Origin of the sequence: Paracoccus sp. NBH48 (assembly GCF_015390265.1) — a bacterium.
Classification (GTDB): domain Bacteria; phylum Pseudomonadota; class Alphaproteobacteria; order Rhodobacterales; family Rhodobacteraceae; genus Paracoccus; species Paracoccus marcusii.
On record NZ_VUOJ01000004.1, the window covers coordinates 107,384 to 127,543 of the forward strand.

A 20,160-nucleotide genomic window follows, 5' to 3' on the forward strand; every position below is an offset into this window, starting at 1 on the left:
CGGGCCGGAACCCCCGGCACGCCGCCGGGGTTTGCCTTTCTTTCCGCCGTTCCGCAGGAGACAGCATGCACCTGACCCGTCGCACCGGGCTGAAACTGGCCGCAGCCCTGATGGGCACTGCCGTCCTGCCCGCCTTGGTCCTGCCCCGCGCCGCCCGTGCACAGGACGGCGGCTTCCGCCATGCAGTCGAGGGCGGAGAGGTCGTGATCCACCCCGTCGATCACGCCAGCATGGTCCTGGAGACGCCTGCGGGGGTGATCTATGTCGATCCGGTCGGCGGGGCCGAGGCCTATGCCAACCTGCCTGCGCCCGACCTGATCCTGATCACCCATGAACACGGCGACCATTACGACCAGCCGACGGTGGACGCCCTGCCCGAGGTGCCGATGATCGCCAACCCCGCCGTGGCCGGGATGCTGCCTGCCGCCATGGCCGAACGCACCACGACGATGGCCAATGGCGACAGCGGAGAGGCCCTGGGCCTGCCGATCGAGGCCATCCCCGCATACAACATCACCGAGGACCGGCTGCAGAACCATCCGCAGGGCCGCGACAACGGCTATATCCTGACCATCGGGGGCCAGCGTTTCCTGATCGCCGGCGATACCGAGGATACGCCCGAACTGCGCGCCCTGACCGACATCCATGTGGCGTTCCTGCCGATGAACCTGCCCTATACGATGTCGGTGGACCAAGCGGCGGCGGCAGTCACCGCCTTTGCCCCCGACGTGGTCTATCCCTACCACCACCGGGGCAGCGACCTGGACGCGTTCGCGGCCTTGGTGGCCGAGGGCGGGTCGGGCACCCAGGTCGTCGTGGCGCCGTGGTACGCCGAAGCGGACGCCTAGAACGGCACCTTTGCCGAAAACCCGGCCTGCACCCCGGTGTCGGGGTGGCGGAACCGCAGGCTTTCGGCATGCAGCATCAGGCGGGGGTGGTCGGCGGCCGTCCCCGTCGCATAAAGCGGATCGCCCAGGATCGGGTGGCCCAGGGACGCCATGTGCACCCGCAGCTGGTGGCTGCGCCCTGTGACGGGCATCAGGCGCACCCGTGTTTCCGCATCGGTCGCGCGGACGACGCGCCAATCGGTCTGGGCGGGCCTGCCCTCGGCATGGTCGACCTTCTGGCGGGGCCGGTTCGGCCAGTCCACGATCAGCGGCAGGTCGACCCGACCGGTTTCCGGCTGCAGGCGGCCCGACAGCCGTGCGACATAGACCTTCTTGGTCAGCCGATCTTCGAACTGCTTGGACAGGTCGCGCTGCGCCTGCGGGGTCAAGGCAAAGACCATCACCCCCGACGTGTCCAGGTCCAGCCGATGCACCAGCAGCACGGTCGGAAACGCCTCGCGCAGGCGGGCGATCAGGCAGTCGGCCCGATCCTCTCCGCGCCCCGGCACCGACAGCAACCCCGCCTGCTTGTCCACCACCAGAACGTGGTCGTCGGCATGCAGGACTACCGGGATGTCCGGCGGCGGGGCATAGACGAATTCGGTCATTTCCAGACGAGGCGCAGCGCCAGCCCCGCGAACATGACGGCGGCGATCTTGTTGACCATCCCCAGCCGCTTGCCGATCACCCCACCTGCGATCCCGCCGACGATGCCGTATCCCATGGTCACCAGCGTCCCCGTGAATGCGAAGATCAACCCCAGGCCCAGGATCTGCTGCCAGACCGGGCCCCAGGCGGGGTTGGTGAACTGCGGCAGGAAGGCCAGCAGGAACAGGACCGGCTTGGGGTTCAGCGCGTTGGACAGGAACCCGCGGCGGATGATGTTCCAGACCCTGACGCTGCCCCGGGCCGACGGGTCGATGTCGCCCGACCGCCAGCTTTTCCACGCCAGCCACAGCAGATAGGCCGCGCCCGCGTATTTGATGGCGCGCAACGCTTCGGGATGGGCGGCGACGATCGCGCCCAGGCCCACGGTCGCCAGCGCCACGTGCATCAGCACGCCCAGGCCCACGCCGAACCCGGCCCAGGCCCCGGCGCGCGGCCCGCCCTGGATGCCGCAGGCGCTAGCGAAGAACACGTCCTGACCGGGCGCAAAGTTCAGGACCAGCCCGCCCGCGATGAACGCGGTCAGCTGTCCCGCGGGAATGTTCGCCAAGGTGTCCCAGATCATCGTGCTGCCGTCCCCATCGTGATCACAGATGCCCGAAGGCGTCCGCCAGAATCGCCGTCAACGCATCCACGTCGGCCTGACCAAAGGCATCCGGACGGTCGCTGTCGATGTCCAGCACCCCGATCAGCCGCCCGCCTGCGCCCAGGACAGGCAGCACGATCTCGGATCGGGTGCTGCTGGAACAGGCGATGTGGTCCGGGAAGGCCTCGACATCGGGCACGATCTGGACCGTGCGCGTGCGCGCCGCCGCCCCGCAGACCCCGCGCGAAAACGGGATGACCAGGCAGCCGTGCCCGCCCTGATAGGGCCCGATCTTCAGCAGTTCGGGGTCCACTACGCGATAGAAGCCGGTCCAGTCGAACCGGTCGTCGGAATGATGCAGTTCGCAGGCGACGGTCGCCATCAGCGCGACCTCGTCGGTCTCGCCCACACACAGGGCCCGGATGCGGGCCGACAGATCGTCATAATCGCTCATCCGCATATCCTTACGCGGGGCCGTCGGGACAGGAAAGCCCGCCCGTTCACCGCCGCGACGATTGCGGCGGGGACGCGGACCATTGCCCCGGCAACCGCTTGGCGGCACTGTCGCGCCATGACGCTGCGCACCCGCATCCTGACGCTGATCCTGATCGTCCAACTGGGCCTGATCGCGCTGCTGGCCCTGGGCAGCCTGGACCGGCTGCGCCGCGACATCGCCACCGAAACGCGCATGGGCGCCGAGACGGCGCGCAACCTGGTGCTGGCCACGATTGGCACGATGCAGGGGGCCGTGCCGCCCGACCGCATCATGGCGCGGCTGCCCGAACGGCTGACCGAACCCCGCCATGCCCGCATCGGCATCCTGAACGCGCTGGACGGCACGCTGCGCCAGCCCGCAGGTCCGCCCGACCCGGCGCTGCGCGCGCCCGGCTGGTTCGCGGCCCTGGTCGCCCCCGACCCCCAGGAGACCCGCCTGCCGGTGGTGATCGACGGCCGCCCGCGTGGCTATGTGCTGATCACCGGCGACCCGGCCGAGGAGATCGCCCGCGCCTGGCGTGACATCCGCGACCTGATGGCGCTGGCGGCGGCGGCGGCCGTCCTGCAGGCGGCGCTGATCGCCGGGGCATTGGCACAGGGGTTGCGCCCGGTCGCGACCATCGCCGCGCGCCTGTCCGACATGACGCGGGGCGACCTGGACAGCCGCATCGGCCCGCTGCCCCATCCCGACCTGGCGGCGCTGGCCACCCATGCCGACCGGCTGGCGCAGGCGCTGGAACAGGCCCGCACCGACCGCACCCGCCTGCAGCACCAGGTGATCGCCCGCGCGGACGCCGAACGAAAGGCCATCGCCCGCGACCTGCACGACGAGATGGGCCCGTGCCTGTTCGGCCTTCGGGTCGAGGCCGATGCGCTGCGCGAGGCGGCGCCCGACCCCGCGACCGCCGCGTCGGCCGACCAGATCGCGGCGATCGCGGAACAGATCGCCCGCGTGAACCGCACCCTGCTGGACGATCTGCGCCCGATGGCGGTGGGACAGCTGCCCTTGGCCACGGTGCTGGCGGATTACGTGGCCGATCTGAACCGCCGCTTTCCGGGCACCCGCTTTGCCCTGGACATGGCCGCGGGCCTGCCCGAGCCCGACGAGGCCACCGCCCTGACCCTGTTCCGCATCCTGCAGGAGGGCACCACGAACGCCCTGCGCCATGCCCGGGCGGACCGGGTGGACATCCGGCTCTGGACCGATCCGGCGCATTGGCGCATGGTGCTGGCCGATGACGGCGTGGGCATGGCCCCCGACCGGCGCGAGGGGACCGGCCTGACGGGCATGCGCGAACGCATCACCCTGCTGGGCGGCACCCTGCGCCTCGAGGCCGGGTCGCCCGGCACGCGCCTGATCGCGGACCTGCCCCGGCAGGCCGGACAGCCCTGACGACCGCCAGCACTGAGGACAGGACGACCCCGTGACGAAACGCGCCTTGGTCATCGACGACCACCCGATCACCCATCTGGGCGCCAGCCGCCTGCTGCGCGATCTGGGCTATGACCCGGTGGGCCAGGCCATGTCGGGAGAGGAGGCGCTGGACCAGCTGACCCGCGACCCCGCCCCCGACCTGATCGTCCTGGACATCAGCCTGCCCGGCGCGGGTGGCCTGGACCTGGTCGCCCCGCTGCTGGCCGCCGCACCCGACGCGCGCATCCTGGTCTTTTCGATGAACGACCAGACAGGCTTTGCCGCCCGTGCCCTGCAGGCGGGCGCGCAGGGGTTCCTGTCCAAGAACGCCCCGCCGTCCGATTTCCGCGACGCCGTGCGCACGCTGGAGGCCGGAGAGTTCTATCTGGCCCCCAAGCAGGCGATGGCGCTGGCCACGCTGCGCGCGGGCGCGGCGGGCGACCCCCTGGGCGCGCTGTCGGACCGCGAACGCCAGGTCCTGGCCCTGATCGGGCAGGGACATGCGCTGCAGGCCATCGCGGATCAGCTGGGCGTCAGCTACAAGACCGCGGCCAACACCTCGTCGGCGCTCAAGAAGAAGCTGGGCGTGGACGGAATCAACGGCTTGATGAAATTCGCGCTGGACAGCGGCGTATAGGGGGTCGGCATGCTGGCTTGGTTCACGAACGACACCGACACGACGCCCGGCGCGGCCGACCTGGCGCTGGAGGCGCTGGCGGCGGACCTGCGGGCGCGCGGCCTGCCCGTGGCGGGGGCGGTGCAGCGCAACCTGGACCTGGGCCCCGACTGCGCCTGCGACATGGAGATGATCGTGCTGGGCGATCCCGGCGATCCGGTCCGCATCTCTCAGTCGCTTGGGCCGGGGGCGCAGGGCTGCAGGCTGGATACCGGCGCGCTGGAGGAGGCAGTGGCGCGCACCGCGCCCCGCCTGGCCGGCGCGGGCCTGGTGGTGATCCCCAAGTTCGGCCGGCAGGAGGCGATGGGCCGCGGCTTTCGTGACCTGATCGGCCAGGCGGTGGCCGACGGGCAGCCGGTGATCCTGTATGTGCCGCGCCAGCAGCAGGCGGCGTTCCTGGATTTCGCGGGCGATCTGGCGGTGCGGATCCGGCCCGACCAGCTGCGGTCCTGGTGCCTGGACCAATTCGCGGCGGCGTCGTGACGGACCTGGACGCGCGGGGGCTGCTGTGTCCCCTGCCGGTGCTGCGGCTGCGAAAGCAGCTGCTGGCGATACCCGAAGGGGGCATCGTGCGGCTGATCGCGACGGACGACATGGCGATGGTCGATGTGCCGCATTTCTGCGGGCAGGCCGGGCATGCCATGATCGGGATGCGCGATCTGGGCGACGGCGTCACGGAATTCACGGTCAGGCGCGGCCCCGCGACCGGACAGGCAGCCGATCCTGCCCCCGAAGAGAGTTGAGCACCGACGATGACCATGCCCTTCCTGCCCTCCCGCAAGCGCCTGTCGGAGTTGACGGAGCAAGAGATCGTGGCCCTGGCCATCGCCTCCGAGGAGGATGACGCGCGCATCTATCGCAACTGGGCGGCGTTCCTGCGCAAGGACTATCCCGCCAGCGCCGCCGTGTTCGACGCCATGAGCGCCGAGGAGGACGGCCACCGCCGCCTGCTGCTGGACATGCACCAGCGCCGGTGGGGGGACGCCATCGCCGTGATCCGCCGCGAACATGTCGCGGGCTATGTCACCCGCCGCCCCGCCTGGATGATCGAGAACCTGTCGCTGGACCGCATCCGCGCCGAGGCCGCGGGCATGGAACGCGACGCGGCCGAGTTCTATGCCCATGCCGCCCAGGTCAGCCAGGACGCCGGCACGCGGAAGCTGCTGGGCGATCTGGCCGCCGCCGAGCGCGGACACGAGAACCGCGCCCACGAGCTGACCGAACAGCTTCTGCCCGCCGATGCCCGCGCCGAGGAAGATGCCGTCGCCCATCGCGATTTCGTCCTGACCTGGGTCCAGCCGGGGCTGGCGGGGCTGATGGACGGCAGCGTGTCGACCCTGGCGCCGATCTTTGCGGTGGCCTTCGCCACGCAGAACCCCTGGACGACCTTCCTGGTGGGCGCCGCCGCCAGCATCGGCGCAGGCATCAGCATGGGCTTTACCGAGGCCGCATCCGATGACGGCGTGGTGTCGGGACGCGGATCGCCGCTGAAGCGCGGACTGTCGTCGGGGGTGATGACCACCGTGGGCGGGATGGGGCACGCCCTGCCCTATCTGATCCCGGATTTCTGGACCGCCACCACCATCGCCATCATCGTCGTCTTCGTCGAGCTGTGGGCCATCGCCTGGATCCAGAACCGCTGGATGCAGACGCCCTTCTGGCGGGCCGTCTTGCAAGTCGTCGTGGGCGGTGGTCTGGTGCTGGCCGTTGGGGTGCTGATCGGATCGGGCTGACGGCCCCCGCCCGGGGGCCAGATGACCGAGATCCTGCTCAAGACCCTGCCCTTCTTTGCCCTGATCGGGCTGGGCTGGGTCGCCGCCGCCACGCGGTTCTTTCCCGCCCAGGGCGCGGTCTGGCTGACGAAGTTCGTGTTCTATTTCGCGCTGTCGGCGATGCTGTTCCGCTTTGCCGCGGGGGTCGATCTGGGCCAGCTGTTCGATCTGCGCTTCGTGCTGGCCTATCTGTCGGGATCGTCGGCGGTCTGGGCGGTGGGCCTGTGGGTCGCGCGCGCCCGCGGCCTGGGCCTGGCCGAGGCCGCGATGGAGGCGCAGTGCTGCATGATCGGCAACACCGGCTTTCTGGGCGTGCCGATGCTGGTCGTGCTGCTGGGCCCAGCGGCGATCGGGCCGGTGCTGATGGTGCTGATCATCGACATGCTGGTCTTTTCCACGCTGATCACGCTGATCGTGCATGCCTCGCGCAATGGCGGGGTCGGCGTCGCCGCGATTGTGCCGGTGCTGCGGGGGATCGCGGCCAACCCGATGATCCTGGCGATGGTCGCGGGCCTGTCCTGGGGCGGGCTGGCCCTGCCCATGCCCGGCCCCCTGGACGAGTTCCTGTCGATCCTGGGCGCCGCCGCCACGCCGGGCGCGCTGTTCGCCATCGGCGCCAGCCTGGCCGGGGCGCAGCCTGGCGCGGCTGGCGCCCTCGGCCTGGCTGTCGGGGGCCAAGCTGGTCCTGCACCCGGCCGCGGTGGGTCTGGCGGCCTGGGCCTTCGGGGTGGATCCCGTGTCGGCAGGAGTCATGGTGGTCGCGGCGGGCCTGCCGGTCGCGGGCAACGTCTATATCCTGGCCCAGCATTTCGGGCTGGCGCAGCAGCGGGTGTCGACCGCGATCCTGATCTCGACCGCGGCCAGCATCCTGACCATCCCCGCGCTGATCCTGCTGATCGGGGCCTAGGTCCGCGCAGCCAGCATCGCCTCCTCCAGGATATCCAGCGCCTGCGCGAACTGGTCGTCCGGGATGGTCAGCGGCGCCAGGAAGCGGATCACGTTGCCATGCACCCCGCAGGTCAGCAGCAGTAGCCCCCGCGCCAGCGCCTGTTCGCGCACCCGCGCGGTCAGGCCCGCATCGGGCCCGTCCGGCCCGATGAACTCGGCCGCGACCATGAAGCCCGGCCCCCGGATGTCGGCCAGTTCCGGCATCTGCGGCCGGATCGCCTCCAGCCGCGCCTTCAGCGCCACGCCCAGGCGGTCGGCGCGTTCGCACAGGCCCTCCTCCTCGATCACGTCCAGCACCGCCAGGCCCGCAGCGATCCCCAAGGGGTTGCCGCCATAGGTGCCGCCCAGACCCCCCGGCTCGGCCGCGTCCATGATCTCGGCCCGGCCGGTGACCGCGGCGATGGGCAGCCCGCCGCCCAGACCCTTGGCCATGGTCACCAGATCGGCCGCGACGCCGTGATGCTCCATCGCGAACAGGCGACCGGTGCGGGCAAAGCCGGTCTGCACCTCGTCCGCGATCATCACGATGCCGTGCCGGTCGCACAGCGCCCGGATCGCCACGACGAAATCGGTGGGCGCGGGATAGAAGCCCCCCTCGCCCTGCACCGGCTCGAACACGATGGCGGCGACGCGGGCGGGGTCCAGGTCGGCCTTAAACAGCTTGTCGATGGCGGCAAGGCTGTCCTCGGTGGTGACCCCATGCAGCGGCAGGGGAAGGGCGCGTGGAAGACGTCGGGCATCATGCCGCCGAAGCCCTTCTTGTAGGGGACGACCTTGCCGGTCAGCGTCATTCCCATGAAGGTCCGCCCGTGGAACGCGCCGGTGAAGGCGATGACCGCATCGCGCTTCGTGGCCGCGCGGGCGATCTTGACCGCGTTCTCGCAGGCCTCGGCCCCGGTGGTGACAAAGATCGTCTTCTTGGCGAAATCGCCGGGGGTCGCGTCGTTCAGTCGCTCGGCCAGGCGGACATAGTTCTCATAGGGCAGAACCTGGTGGCAGGTATGCGTGAACGCGTCCAGCTGAGCGCGCACGGCATCGATCACGCGGGGGTGGCGGTGGCCGGTGTTCACGACCGCGATACCGGCAGCGAAATCGATCAGGCGGTTGCCCTCGATGTCTGTGACGGTGGCGTTCTCGGCATGTGCCGCGAAATGGGTCGGTCATCACGCCCACGCCGCGGGCCATGGCGGCGCGGCGGCGGGCGGCGGTTGCCGCGTTGGTCGCGGCGTCGGTCAGGTCCTTCATGGTGCATCCCTCCCTGGATGGATGGTCCAAGGGTGATCCTTTCGCACGCGTTTGCCAACGGCGAACTTCGCCTCGACGCAGGCGGCGGGGCGGGCTATCCCCGGACGCGCACGTTCAAGGGAGGGAACCGGACATGCGCGACATCGCGGATCTGAGGCTGTCGAACATCCTGCTGGCGGTGGACGACGAGGCATCGCCCGCGTCACCCTGAACCGCCCGGCCAAGCGCAACGCGCTGGACCTGGCCACCATCGAGGAGCTGATCGACATCTTCACCACCCTGCCCCGCGCGGGCGTGCGCGCCGCGATCCTGGACGCGGCGGGCGATCATTTCTGCGCGGGGCTGGACCTGGTGGAACATCACCGCGAGGATCGCAGCGCCGCCGATTTCATGCAGGTCTGCCTGCGCTGGCACGATGCGTTCAACCGGATGGAATATGGCGGCGTGCCGGTCATCGCCGTCCTGCAGGGGGCGGTCGTGGGCGGCGGGCTGGAACTGGCCAGCGCCGCGCATATCCGCGTGGCGGGGCCCGGCACCTATTTCGGCCTGCCCGAGGGGCAGCGTGGCCTGTTCACGGGCGGCGGCGCCACGATCCGCGTGGCCGACCTGATCGGCAAGGCGCGGATGATCGACATGATGCTGTCCGGGCGCCTCTATCGCGGGGACGAGGCCGTGTCGGTGGGGCTATGCCAATACATGGTCGACGACCCGGCCGCCCATGCGCTGCAGATCGCGCGCAAGGCGGCACAGAACCCGCCGCTGTCGAACTTCGCCATCTGCTCGGCCATCAGCCACATGCAGAACATGAGCGCGCTGGACGCCGCCCTATGCCGAGGCCGCCGTGGCCGGCGTCGTGAACACCCAAGCCGCGGCCCGCGACAGGCTGGCGGCCTTCGCCGGCGGAACCGCGGACAAGATCAAGCCCGTCTGACAGGGGCGCCATGTCGCGTCGCGGGCCTTGGGCCCGTGCCGCGGCAGCGGTCGGCCGGGGCTCGATGCCCCGGCCGACCGCTCCTCGCTCAGGGCATCAGGGTCAGGACCAGCGTGACCACCCCGCCGATCGCCAGGAACCCCAGCAGCACGAAGACCCCGTCCCGCGCCAGCAGGCCGAACGCCAGCAGGCTGACCACCACGCCCATCAGCGACGAGGTGAAAGGAATGAATTCCAGCAGCGGCATCACCAGCCCACAGCACAGGCAGATCCCCTGCACGATCCAGCGCATGGGCCGGCGCACCAGCGGGGTCAGCCGCTCGTGGCTGACCCGGTCCAGGAACCGCGCGGGCTTCTCCATCCAGTCAAGTGCCTTGCGCAACCGGTCGCCGGACACCTGCCGCCGCATCAGGAAGCCCGGCAGCCAGACGTGATCGCGACCGATCAGCATCTGCGCCGACACCAGCGCGATCAGCAGGCCGCAGATGCTGGAGAACAGCGGCACGCCCGACAGGGGCGACGCCACCGCAAAGGCCGGGATCATCAGGTTGGGGGGCAGCGAATCCTGGCCCAGGGCCTCGGCGATCTGTCCGACGCTGACCTTGTCGCCCTCGGCCCCCTTGCGCACGCGGCCGACCAGATCGGTGATGACGGTGTCATCGCTCATCGCATTCTCCTGCTTGTCGGGGGTGCAACGCATTGACGCGTAACGGGGTCCGCGCTCAGCCCGCGCGGCGTGCGGCGGTCAGCAGCCGGTCCAGCGACTGCAGGAACCGTGCCCGGTCGGCCTTGCCGAACCCCGCCCCGCCGCCCTTGTGGAACGGGTCCGCCGCGCGGATGTCGGCCATCAGGTCGCGCGTGGCCAGCCGTGGGCCGATGTTGCGCACGTCCAGCACCTCTCCGGCATGGGTCAGCACCGCCGCCCCCGCCTTGATGCAGCGATCCGCCAGCGGCAGGTCGCCTGTCACCACCACGTCGCCGGGACCGCAGCTGTCGGCGATCCACTTGTCGGCCTCGTCCGGGCCCGCGGACACGATCTGCAGCCGGACCAGCGGATGCGTGGGCATCCTGAGGCCCCCGTTGCAGACCAGCACCATGGGCACACCCATGCGGACGGCCACCCGCTCGGCCTCGGCCTTGACCGGGCAGGCATCCGCATCGATGAACAGCGTGGTCATCAGTCGCGCAGCAGCTCGTTGATCGAGGTCTTGGACCGCGTCTGCGCGTCGACCCGCTTGACAATCACCGCACAGTACAGGTTCACGCCGTTCTTGGACGGCATCGTGCCCGACACCACGACCGACCCCGCCGGAACCTCGCCATAGGTCACGCTGCCCGTCTCGCGGTCGACGATCTTGGTCGACTGGCCGATATAGACGCCCATCCCCAGGACCGATCCCTCGCGCACGATGCAGCCCTCGACCACCTCCGAACGCGCCGCCGATGAAGCAGTCGTCCTCGATGATCGTCGGCCCCGCCTGCAGCGGCTCCAGCACGCCGCCGATTCCGACGCCGCCCGACAGGTGGACGTTCTTACCGATCTGCGCGCAGGACCCGACGGTGGCCCAGGTGTCGATCATCGCGCCCTCGCCCACATGGGCGCCCAGGTTGACAAAGGACGGCATCAGAACCGCGCCCTTGCCGATGAACGCCGACCGCCGCACGATCGCGCCCGGCACGGCGCGGAACCCCGCGCGGCGCCAGTCGTCCTGGGTCCAGCCGTGGAACTTGGACGGGAACCTTGTCCCACCACGAGGTGCCCTGCGGACCGCCGGCCATCTCCTCCATGTCGTTCAGGCGGAAGGACAGCAGCACCGCCTTTTTCGCCCACTGGTTCACGTGCCAGTCGGCGCCGCGCTTTTCGGCCACGCGCAGGGCGCCGCTGTCCAGCTGGTGCAGGGTCTCGCGCACGGCCTCGCGGGCGGCGCCCTGCGTGTCGGGGGTGATCTCGGCGCGGGCCTCCCACGCGGTTTCGATGGCTTGTTCCAGGTCTTGGGTCATCTTGGCCTCTTGCTGCTGTCGCGTCCGGGTGGAAAACTGTTGCCTGTGGGCTATAAGCATCAACCAATGCCCGCGCAATCCGCGCATCCCCCACCCCGAGGCCTTGATGACCGATACGACCGAACAGGACCGCGCCCATACCCTGCCCGCCAGCAGCCGCGACGCGGCGCGCGCCCGGCATGTGCCCGACACGCCCCAGACCCGTGCGCCGTCCTATCAGCTGGCCTTCAGCGACCGCGACTTCCTGCTGCGCGAGGAGCTTCGCCCCGTCCGCCTGCAGCTGGAACTGCTGAAGCCCCAGATGATCATGGACGAACACGGCATCGAATCCACCGTGGTGATGTTCGGCGGCGCGCGCATCCCGGCGCCCGACGGCGCGGCCCGCGACGCCCGCAGCCCGGCCTTGGCCGAACTGTCGAAATACTATACCGAGGCGCGCCTGTTCGCCCGCTTGATGACCGAACGCAGCCTGGTGCAGGGCGGCAAGGACCTGGTCATCTGCACCGGCGGCGGCCCCGGCGTCATGGAGGCGGGCAACCTGGGCGCGCAGGAGGTCGGCGGCCAGTCGATCGGCCTGGGCATCGTGCTGCCGCACGAGCAGGCGCCCCAACCCCTATGTCACGCCGGACCTGTGCTTCAACTTCCACTATTTCGCGATCCGCAAGATGCATTTCCTGATGCGCGCCCGCGCCATCACGGTCTTCCCCGGCGGCTTCGGCACCCTGGACGAGCTGTTCGAGGCGCTGACCCTGATCCAGACCGGCCGCATGGCCCGCATCCCGGTCCTGCTGTTCGGCGCCGAGTTCTGGGACGGCATCATCAACTGGCAGGCCCTGGCCCGCGCCGGCACGATCAAGCGCGTCCGACCTGGACCTGATCCGCTATGTCGAGACGGCGGACGAGGCCGTGGCGATCATCGACGCCTGGTCGCCGGAATGAAACGCTTGCATCGCGCCCGTGGCCCGATCATGCAGATCGCATGACACGCGCGCTGGACGATCTGGGCTGGGGGCCCTTCTTTGCCGATCAGGTCACCGATGACGATGCGGGGCTGGTGCCCATGCGCATCGCCGCGGTGCACCGGTCGCGGCTGATGGCCGAAACCGGGGCGGGCCAGGTCCGGCTGGACCTGCCGCTGCATGCCACGACCGCAGACTTTGCGGTGGGCGACTGGGTGCTGGCCAAGGGCGACACGCGCGTGGTGGCCCGCCTGCTAGACCGCCGCGCCCTGCTGCGTCGCCGGACCGAGGGGGCGGATGCCCGCCAGCTGATCGCCGCCAACGTGGACACGCTGTTCGTGGTCACGTCGTGCAACGACGATTTCAACCCGGCGCGGCTGGAACGCTATCTGGCCCTGGCGAACGAGGCCGGGACGGACCCGGTGATCGTGCTGACCAAGATCGACAAGATCGACAAGGTCGACGACCCGTCGGACTGGGTCGACCGCGCCCGCACCCTGCAGCGCGGGCTGCAGGTCGTGGCGCTGAACGCCAAGTCGCCCGATGCGGCCGCGGTGCTGGCACCCTGGTGCGGACCGGGGCGGACGGTCGCGCTGGTGGGTTCGTCCGGGGTGGGCAAATCGACGCTGCTGAACACGCTGTCGGGCCGCGATGCCCAGGCCACCGGGGAGATCCGCGAATCGGACGCCAAGGGGCGGCACACCACCACTGCGCGGTCGCTGCATCCGGTGGCGGGCGGGGGCTGGGTCATCGACACGCCCGGCATGCGCACGCTGCACGTGGCCGATGTCGCCGTGGGCATCGAGATGCTGTTCGCCGAGATCACCGAACTGGCCCCCCATTGCCGGTTCCGCGACTGCACCCATGCGCATGAACCGGGCTGCGCGGTGCAGGCGGCCGTGCGCGCCGGCACGCTGGACGCGGACCGTCTGGAACGCTGGCGCAAGCTGCACGACGAGAACCGCGACAACACCCCGGTCCAGACCGGACCCCGCGGCAACCGCACCACCCTGCCCCGCGGCGGCAGGCGGCGCTGATGATCACTGCTCCCGCAATCATGTTGCACGCGCTGGGGGAGAGGTCGTCCCCTGGCGGACGTTTCCCGGTTTGGGCAGCCGTTGTTGCTGCAAGCGTCGTCGAACAGCCAAGCACATAGGCCGCATCCTGCATCACGATGGCTCAGGTCGCCGATGAAGCCACACTGAAAATACGACGAACAGGGCCAAGGGTCACGCGCCAAAACTGTTTGTGCGTGGCGAGGCCAAACGCATCGCAAACAGGCCTTTGGACCGGTCGACGGGCAAAAACACCCGTTACGCCGCGGCGGCGATCACCGCCAAACGCACTGTAGAGCGTGCCATCCGCACAGGAGGTCGCCGTCGAGCAGCCTGCCGGTGGCAGGTGCCGTGACCGGCCCCGCGCCAGGTTCAGACGGGCTGTTCTAGGCGGTTTCCGCCGCGATCTGGGCGCGGGACTTCCGGCCGCGTTCTGTCGCTGATTTCAGCTGACCGCAGGCGGCCATGATGTCCTCTCCGCGCGGGGTGCGGATCGGGCTGGCATAGCCCGCATTGTGGATGATGTTCGCGAAGGCATGGATGCGGTTGTTGCTGGACCGCTTGTAGGGGGCGCCGGGCCATTCGTTGAACGGGATCAGGTTGATCTTGGCCGGGATGCCCTCGATCAGCTTGACCAGGCGGTGCGCGTCCTCGTCGCTGTCGTTCACGCCCGCCAGCATCACGTATTCAAAGGTGATCCGCTCGCTGTTGGTCAGGCGGGGATAGTCCCGCAGCGCGGCCAGCAGCGTCTCGATATTCCAGCGCTTGTTGATGGGGACCAGGCGGTCGCGGACCTCGTCCGTCGTGGCGTGGAAGCTGACCGCCAGCAGGCAGCCGATCTCCTGCGCGGTGCGCGCGATCTCGGGGACGACGCCGCTGGTCGACAGGGTGATGCGGCGGCGCGACAGGGACAGGCCCTCGTTGTCCATCACGACCTTCATCGCGTCGCGGACGTTCTCGAAATTGTACAAGGGCTCGCCCATGCCCATCAGGACGATGTTGCTGATCAGCCGCGTCTCGTCCTTGGGGGCGCCCTGGACGGGCCCATTCGCCCAGATCGTCGCGCGCCAGCATCAGCTGGCCGACGATTTCCCCGGGCGTCAGGTTGCGCACCAGCTTCTGCGTGCCGGTATGGCAGAACGAACAGGTCAGCGTGCAGCCCACCTGGCTGCTGACGCAGAGCGTGCCGCGGCCCTCCTCGGGGATGTAGACGACCTCGACCTCGTGGCCGCCGGCGATGCGGACAAGATACTTGCGCGTGCCGTCGCTGCTGACCTGACGGGTCACCATCTCGGGCAGGGTGATCTCGAAATTGGCCGCCAGCAGGGCGCGGTAATCCTTGGCCAGGTTGGTCATCTGCGCGAAATCGCGCACGCCCCAGTGATAGACCCACTGCCAGAACCTGGCCCACGCGCATCTTGGCCTGACGCTCGGGCGTGCCCGCCGCGACCAGGGCGTCCAGCAGCTGCGCACGCGTCAGGCCGACGATGTTCGTCAGCCCGCCCTGGGGCAGCTTGCGCGGAAGCGTCATCACGTCCTGCGTGATCGGCGCAGACGGGGTCTGATCGGTCATGAAGATCACCGGTGTTGGAACGGCCCAAGGGGCGAAAGACAGCCACATATGCGAAAGCGGGCCCGAAATCAACCGGCCCGCCCCCTGGTTCCGTCAGGACTGCAACCTTGCGGTTACTGGCAGCGCTCGCGTGCGCTGTTGGTCGCGGCGGTGATGCCCGACAGGCTGAACGTGTCCTTGGTCGTGGTGCCGCGTGCCGAACGGCCGGTCACGACCGCCGACGAGCCGCCGCGCAGGGCCGCGATCATCGCCTCGTCGTCGGACGGGCTGCCGGTCCAGGCGCTCTCGCCCTCGGTGAACAGGTTGAACGTGCGGCCGCCCACATCGACCTCGACCGTCGAATCCGGGGCGAAGGGATAGCCGCCGCTGAAGCTGACCTCTCCGTTCTGGCCGGGACGATAGGCGACGTACAGGCGGATGTCGCCGCGCGTCACCTCGGTCGGCTGACCGTCGCGGGTGTTCAGCGTGGATTTCGGGGGCGAGACTGCCCAGCATTCGCGCGGGTTGTCGGCCGCGAAGACTGTCCAGTCCCCTTCGGTCGCCACGACGTTGCTGGATTCTTGCGCAACCGCCGTGCCCAGTCCGGCGATCAGGACAAGGCTGGCGCCCATGCCGCGCAGGGTGGTGGTAATCATGCTCTGGCCTCCTGCCAATTCAATTCGCCGCTTCGCCCGGCGTTCTTCCTGATTGCTGTGGTCTTTTCAACCATCTGTCGTCAGGATAGCGAAAATCGCCGCCCGTTAAAGGCTGCGCAAGCACAATCGCGCAATTGTCAGGGAGAAAACATGCGGTCCGCAGAAATGATCGAACTGTGGCGCGGCGACATGCGCGAAAGCCTGCATGCCGGCCATGCCGTGATCTGCGACGCCCATGGCGTGGTCGAGGCCTGGGGGCGACCCGGGCAGGTGATCTATCCGCGGTCGTCGTGCAAGATGATCCAGGCGCTGCCGCTGATGGAAAGCGGGGCCGCCGATGGGGCGGGTCTGACCGACCGCCAGCTGGCCCTGGCCTGCGCCAGCCATTCGGGGGCGGCGATGCATGTCACGGCCGTGGACAGCTGGCTGACCGGGTTGGGCCTAGGCGAGCCCGACCTGCGCTGCGGCAGCCACATGCCCCGCGACCCGGAGGAGAACCGCCGCCTGACCTGTTCGGACAGCGCGCCCTGCCAGCTGCACAACAACTGTTCGGGCAAGCATGCGGGCTTTCTGACGCTGAACCGCCACCTGAAGGGCGGGCCGGATTATGTAGAGCCCGACCACCCGGTCCAGCGTGCCGTCAAGGAGGCCTTCGAGGCGGTCACCGACGAGGAGAGCCCCGGTTTCGGCATCGACGGCTGTTCGGCCCCGAACTGGGCCTGCACGGTCGAGGGGCTGGCCCGCGCGATGGCACGGTTCGCCAATCCCGGAACGGACAGGCGCGGCATGGCCATGCGGCGGCTGGTGGACGCGATGCGCAGCCACCCCGAGATGGTCGCGGGCGAGGGTCGGTCCTGCACCGAGCTGATGCGCGCGATGGGGGGCGTCGCGGCGATCAAGACCGGGGCCGAGGCGGTGTTCGTTGCGATCCTGCCCGACCAGGGCCTGGGCGTCGCGCTGAAGATCACCGATGGCGGCACCCGCGCCAGCGAGGCCGCGATCACCGCGCTGCTGATTCACCTAGGCGTTCTGGATGCGGCCCATCCTGCGGCGCAGGCGCTTCTGGACGGACCGATCCTGAACTGTCGCGGCATGGTCACGGGCAACCTGCGCCGCGCGCCGGGCTTTCCCGCCTGAGGGCCGTCACATCCCCGACATGGAGCCGTGCTTTACTGTACGGCACGGGATGCCCCCGTCCCGTTCCCGTGCCCCGAACCGGCGCCCCTTGGCAGAGCGGGCGCCGGATGCGCGGTCTCAGATCATCTGCCAGATCAGCCGACCCGCCAGCAGGGTCGAGGTCACGACCAGCAGCGGCTTGATCAGCCGCGCGCCGATGCGCGAGGCCAGCCGCGCGCCCAGCATCGCCCCCGCGATCTGCGCCGCCCCCATCACCATGCCCAAAAGCCACAGCGGCTGGCCGACCAGCGCGAAGGCCCCCAGCCCGCCCAGGTTCGAGGCGAAGTTCAGCAGCTTGGTATGGGCCGTGGCCTTCAGAACCCCGTATCCGGCCAGCGTGACAAACCCGATCATGTAGAAGGCCCCGGCCCCCGGCCCGATCAGCCCGTCATAGAAGCCCACGAACGGCACCACCGTCGCCGCAAAAACCAAGGGCGTCAGGCGGCGCGTGCGGTCCAGGTCGTTCAGTCCGGGTTTCAGCGCAAAGAACAACGCGATGCCGATCAGGATGACCGGCAGGATCAGCCGCAACCCGTCGGTGGGGATCGCGCTGACCAGCACCGCCCCCGCGGCCCCCGCCGCCCCCGCGATCAGCGCGGATTTCCACTGGCTGCGCAGATCGACCAGCCCCCGCGCCGCATAGCTGAGCGCGGCCGTCCCCGCGCCGAAGACGCCCTGCACCTTGTTCGTGGCCAGCGCCTGCGCGGGCGACAGTCCCGCCAGCATCAGGATGGGCAGCGTGATCAGCCCGCCCCCGCCCGCGATGGCATCGACGAAGCCTGCGGCAAAGGCCGCCATCATCAGCAGCATCACCAGGTCGGCGGTCAGTTCGAACATCATCGGGACTTTCGGTGGGGCAATCGTCGCAGGGGTATTTGAACAAAGGAGAAATCAGGGGGTGACGAAATCCTCGTCCGCGAAGCCCTGCAGGTACAAGAGCGCGGTCAGGTCGCCGTGGTTGATGCGGATCTGGGCCTGGGCGGCGACCGCGGGTTTCGCGTGCAGCGCCACCCCGGCACCGGCCAGCTGGATCATGCCCAGGTCGTTGGCGCCGTCGCCCACCGCGATCGCGTTCTGGGGCGTGGTGCCGAGGCGGGCGGCGATCTGGGTCAGGGCATCGACCTTGGCCTCGCGCCCAAGGATGGGCAGGGCGACCTGCCCGGTCAGCACGCCGTCCTGCGCCAACAGCGTGTTGGCACGGTGTTCGTCGAAGCCCAGGGTCTGGGCCACGGCCCGGGTGAAGCTGGTGAAGCCCCCCGAAACCAGCGCGGTATAGGCCCCGTGCGCGCGCATGGTCGCCACCAGCACGGCCCCGCCCGCGGCATAGGTGATGCGTTCGGCCAGGACCTGGGCGATGACCGCCTCCGGCAGGTTCGCCAGCAGGGCCACGCGTTCGGTCAGCGCGGCGTTGAAGTCCAGCTCTCCGTTCATGGCGCGGGCGGTGATCTGGGCCACGCGGGGGCCGAAACCCGCCATGTCGGCCAGTTCGTCGATGCATTCCTGATCGATCATGGTCGAATCCATGTCAGCGATCAGGATGCGCTTGCGCCGCCCGCCCGCGGGCTGGATCGCCAGGTCGATGCCGATGGCCTGCAGGTCGGACCAGACCTGATCCGAATCGCCCGGAAGCACCGCGATGTCGAATTCGGCGGCCACGCCCGGCGACAGCCAGCGCGTCACGTCGCCACCCCATCGGTCGGCCAGACCGCCGGGCAAGGCATCATCCAGATTGGCTGCGGCAGGCGCCGCGATCAGCGAGACGGTGAACATGGGCGCGGTCCTTGTGCGGTTGCCTGCGGGTGTAGGACAAAGTTTTTTCTTGCGCCAGAGCGGGAGGGGCCTTAGGTCGGTCGGTGGGACACCCCTCCCCAACGAGGGGCTTTTTAGCTGGAAGGCTAGCCACATGACCGATCATGCGATCCCGGCTGCGCGGCCGGAAAACCCGCGCTTTTCTTCGGGCCCCTGCGCCAAGATCCCCCATTATTCGCTGGACATGCTGTCGGACGCGCCCCTGGGCCGGTCGCATCGCGCCGCCGTCGGCAAGTCCAAACTGGCCGAGGCCATCGAGCTGACCCGTGCGGTCCTGGGTGTGCCGGCCGATTACCGCATCGGCATCGTCCCCGGCTCCGACACCGGCGCGGTCGAGATGGCGATGTGGACCCTGCTGGGCGCCCGCCCCGTCGAGATGCTGGCCTGGGAAAGCTTTGGCGAAGGCTGGGTCACGGATGCCGTGAAGCAGCTGAAGCTGGACGCCACGGTCCGCAAGGCCGATTACGGCAAGATCGTCGATCTGGCAGAGGTCGATTTCGACAAGGACGTCGTCTTCACCTGGAACGGCACCACCAGCGGCGTGCGCGTGCCGAACGGCGACGCGATCCCCGCCGACCGCGCGGGCCTGACCATCTGCGACGCGACCAGCGCGGCCTTCGCCATGGACCTGCCCTGGGACAAGCTGGATGTGGTGACCTTCAGCTGGCAGAAGGTGCTGGGCGGCGAGGGCGCGCATGGCGTCCTGATCCTGTCGCCGCGCGCCGTCGAGCGGCTGGAGACCTATGTCCCCGCCTGGCCGCTGCCCAAGATTTTCCGCATGACCAAGGGCGGCAAGCTGATCGAGGGCATCTTCAAGGGCGAGACGATCAACACGCCCTCGATGCTGGCCGTCGAGGATTACCTGGTCGCGCTGAAATGGGCGCAATCTCTGGGCGGGCTCACGGCGCTGATCGCGCGGGCGGATGCCAATGCGGGCGCGGTGCGCGATTTCATCGCGGACAAGGACTGGATCGCCGATCTGGCCGAGGACCCGGCCACCGCGTCGACGACCAGCGTCTGCCTGAAGTTCACCGATCCGGCGATCAGGGACGGCGCGGCCTTTGCCAAGGCCGTGGCCAAGCGCCTAGAGAAGGAAGGCGTGGCGCTGGACGCCGGCGCCTATCGCGACGCGCCTGCGGGCCTGCGCATCTGGTGCGGATCGACGGTCGAGACCGCCGATGTCGCGGCACTGATGCCGTGGATCGAATGGGCGTACCGCGCCGAACTGGCCGCGCAATAAGCCAAGCGGACCGGGGGCCAGTCCCCCGGACCCACCCTGGTATTTCTCCAACGAAGAAACATGGCGTCGGCGAGGCCTGGCCCCGATGCCCC

17 protein-coding genes and 6 pseudogenes are annotated in these 20,160 nt (G+C 69.5%); 12 read left to right on the top strand and 11 right to left on the bottom strand.

The window, feature by feature from the left end; all coding sequences use genetic code 11:
* Positions 1–65: 65 nt before the first annotated feature.
* Positions 66–848 (top strand): MBL fold metallo-hydrolase, encoded by a 783-nt coding sequence (locus tag F1642_RS07395; RefSeq protein ID WP_194885908.1) that lies wholly within the window; start codon positions 66–68, stop codon positions 846–848.
* Here F1642_RS07395 and F1642_RS07400 read toward each other — a convergent pair.
* From F1642_RS07400 to F1642_RS07410, 3 genes are read right to left on the bottom strand one after another with little or no spacing between them, the layout of a single operon-like run.
* Entirely contained in the window at positions 845–1,495 is a 651-nt protein-coding gene (locus F1642_RS07400) for a pseudouridine synthase (protein ID WP_194885909.1), read from the bottom strand. The two genes, F1642_RS07395 and F1642_RS07400, sit on opposite strands and share 4 nt — an antisense overlap.
* Positions 1,492–2,118, bottom strand: a complete 627-nt coding sequence (locus F1642_RS07405; RefSeq protein ID WP_046000408.1) for a LysE family translocator — start codon at positions 2,116–2,118, stop codon at positions 1,492–1,494. The genes F1642_RS07400 and F1642_RS07405 overlap by 4 nt, the downstream gene beginning before the upstream one ends.
* A gap of 22 nt (positions 2,119–2,140) precedes the next feature.
* Positions 2,141–2,593 (bottom strand): GAF domain-containing protein, encoded by a 453-nt coding sequence (locus F1642_RS07410; RefSeq protein WP_194885910.1) that lies wholly within the window; start codon positions 2,591–2,593, stop codon positions 2,141–2,143.
* A gap of 117 nt (positions 2,594–2,710) precedes the next feature.
* Between F1642_RS07410 and F1642_RS07415 the strand changes: the two genes are divergently transcribed.
* The 6 genes and pseudogenes from F1642_RS07415 to F1642_RS07440 all read left to right on the top strand — a co-directional run bounded on the left by F1642_RS07415 (position 2,711) and on the right by F1642_RS07440 (position 7,403).
* Positions 2,711–4,027, top strand: coding sequence for a histidine kinase (locus F1642_RS07415; protein WP_127897449.1), 1,317 nt, complete (start codon positions 2,711–2,713; stop codon positions 4,025–4,027).
* Positions 4,028–4,058: 31 nt separating this feature from the next.
* The gene (locus tag F1642_RS07420; RefSeq protein WP_046000410.1) at positions 4,059–4,685 is read left to right on the top strand and encodes a response regulator transcription factor; all 627 of its coding nucleotides are present in this window, start codon (positions 4,059–4,061) and stop codon (positions 4,683–4,685) included.
* 9 nt (positions 4,686–4,694) lie between these two features.
* Positions 4,695–5,207: a DUF2478 domain-containing protein gene (locus tag F1642_RS07425; protein ID WP_194885911.1), complete on the top strand. Its 513-nt coding sequence runs from the start codon at positions 4,695–4,697 to the stop codon at positions 5,205–5,207.
* Positions 5,204–5,467: a sulfurtransferase TusA family protein gene (locus tag F1642_RS07430; RefSeq protein WP_046000412.1), complete on the top strand. Its 264-nt coding sequence runs from the start codon at positions 5,204–5,206 to the stop codon at positions 5,465–5,467. The genes F1642_RS07425 and F1642_RS07430 overlap by 4 nt, the downstream gene beginning before the upstream one ends.
* Before the next feature lie 15 nt (positions 5,468–5,482).
* The gene (gene mbfA, locus F1642_RS07435; protein WP_127899244.1) at positions 5,483–6,457 is read left to right on the top strand and encodes an iron exporter MbfA; all 975 of its coding nucleotides are present in this window, start codon (positions 5,483–5,485) and stop codon (positions 6,455–6,457) included.
* A 21-nt stretch (positions 6,458–6,478) separates the two neighbouring features.
* A pseudogene (locus F1642_RS07440) lies at positions 6,479–7,403 on the top strand (AEC family transporter).
* On the opposite strand, the pseudogene F1642_RS07445 reads toward F1642_RS07440, so the two are convergent.
* Positions 7,400–8,689, bottom strand: a pseudogene (locus tag F1642_RS07445) (4-aminobutyrate--2-oxoglutarate transaminase). The pseudogenes F1642_RS07440 and F1642_RS07445 sit on opposite strands and share 4 nt — an antisense overlap.
* Before the next feature lie 133 nt (positions 8,690–8,822).
* Between F1642_RS07445 and F1642_RS07450 the strand changes: the two are divergent.
* Positions 8,823–9,620 (top strand): annotated as a pseudogene (locus F1642_RS07450) (crotonase/enoyl-CoA hydratase family protein).
* Between the two features lie 88 nt (positions 9,621–9,708).
* Here the strand turns inward: F1642_RS07450 and F1642_RS07455 are convergent.
* The 3 genes and pseudogenes from F1642_RS07455 to dapD form a co-directional block, all read right to left on the bottom strand.
* Positions 9,709–10,287, bottom strand: a complete 579-nt coding sequence (locus tag F1642_RS07455; protein ID WP_046000416.1) for an exopolysaccharide biosynthesis protein — start codon at positions 10,285–10,287, stop codon at positions 9,709–9,711.
* A gap of 55 nt (positions 10,288–10,342) precedes the next feature.
* Positions 10,343–10,798, bottom strand: coding sequence for a YaiI/YqxD family protein (locus F1642_RS07460; RefSeq protein WP_046000417.1), 456 nt, complete (start codon positions 10,796–10,798; stop codon positions 10,343–10,345).
* A pseudogene (gene dapD / locus F1642_RS07465) lies at positions 10,798–11,621 on the bottom strand (2,3,4,5-tetrahydropyridine-2,6-dicarboxylate N-succinyltransferase). Before dapD ends, F1642_RS07460 begins: the two are co-directional and overlap by 1 nt.
* A gap of 106 nt (positions 11,622–11,727) precedes the next feature.
* Here dapD and F1642_RS07470 point away from each other — a divergent pair.
* Positions 11,728–12,560, top strand: a pseudogene (locus F1642_RS07470) (LOG family protein).
* Between the two features lie 40 nt (positions 12,561–12,600).
* A complete protein-coding gene (rsgA, locus tag F1642_RS07475) occupies positions 12,601–13,617 on the top strand; it encodes a ribosome small subunit-dependent GTPase A (RefSeq protein ID WP_194885912.1) in 1,017 nt (338 codons plus the stop codon).
* A 404-nt stretch (positions 13,618–14,021) separates the two neighbouring features.
* Here the strand turns inward: rsgA and rlmN are convergent.
* Positions 14,022–15,208, bottom strand: a pseudogene (rlmN, locus tag F1642_RS07480) (23S rRNA (adenine(2503)-C(2))-methyltransferase RlmN).
* A 113-nt stretch (positions 15,209–15,321) separates the two neighbouring features.
* Positions 15,322–15,843 carry an invasion associated locus B family protein gene (locus F1642_RS07485; protein ID WP_046000420.1) on the bottom strand — a complete coding sequence of 174 codons (522 nt, stop codon included), beginning with the start codon at positions 15,841–15,843 and terminating at the stop codon, positions 15,322–15,324.
* 150 nt (positions 15,844–15,993) lie between these two features.
* Between F1642_RS07485 and F1642_RS07490 the strand changes: the two genes are divergently transcribed.
* Positions 15,994–16,980, top strand: coding sequence for an asparaginase (locus F1642_RS07490; protein WP_194885913.1), 987 nt, complete (start codon positions 15,994–15,996; stop codon positions 16,978–16,980).
* 117 nt (positions 16,981–17,097) lie between these two features.
* Here F1642_RS07490 and F1642_RS07495 read toward each other — a convergent pair whose 3' ends face one another.
* Positions 17,098–17,856, bottom strand: coding sequence for a TSUP family transporter (locus F1642_RS07495; RefSeq protein WP_194885914.1), 759 nt, complete (start codon positions 17,854–17,856; stop codon positions 17,098–17,100).
* 54 nt (positions 17,857–17,910) lie between these two features.
* On the bottom strand, positions 17,911–18,789 hold the full coding sequence (gene serB / locus F1642_RS07500; RefSeq protein WP_148910586.1) for a phosphoserine phosphatase SerB: 879 nt from the start codon (positions 18,787–18,789) through the stop codon (positions 17,911–17,913).
* Positions 18,790–18,922: 133 nt separating this feature from the next.
* Between serB and F1642_RS07505 the strand changes: the two genes are divergently transcribed.
* The gene (locus tag F1642_RS07505) at positions 18,923–20,068 is read left to right on the top strand and encodes a phosphoserine transaminase (RefSeq protein ID WP_194885915.1); all 1,146 of its coding nucleotides are present in this window, start codon (positions 18,923–18,925) and stop codon (positions 20,066–20,068) included.
* The last annotated feature ends 92 nt before the right edge of the window (positions 20,069–20,160 follow it).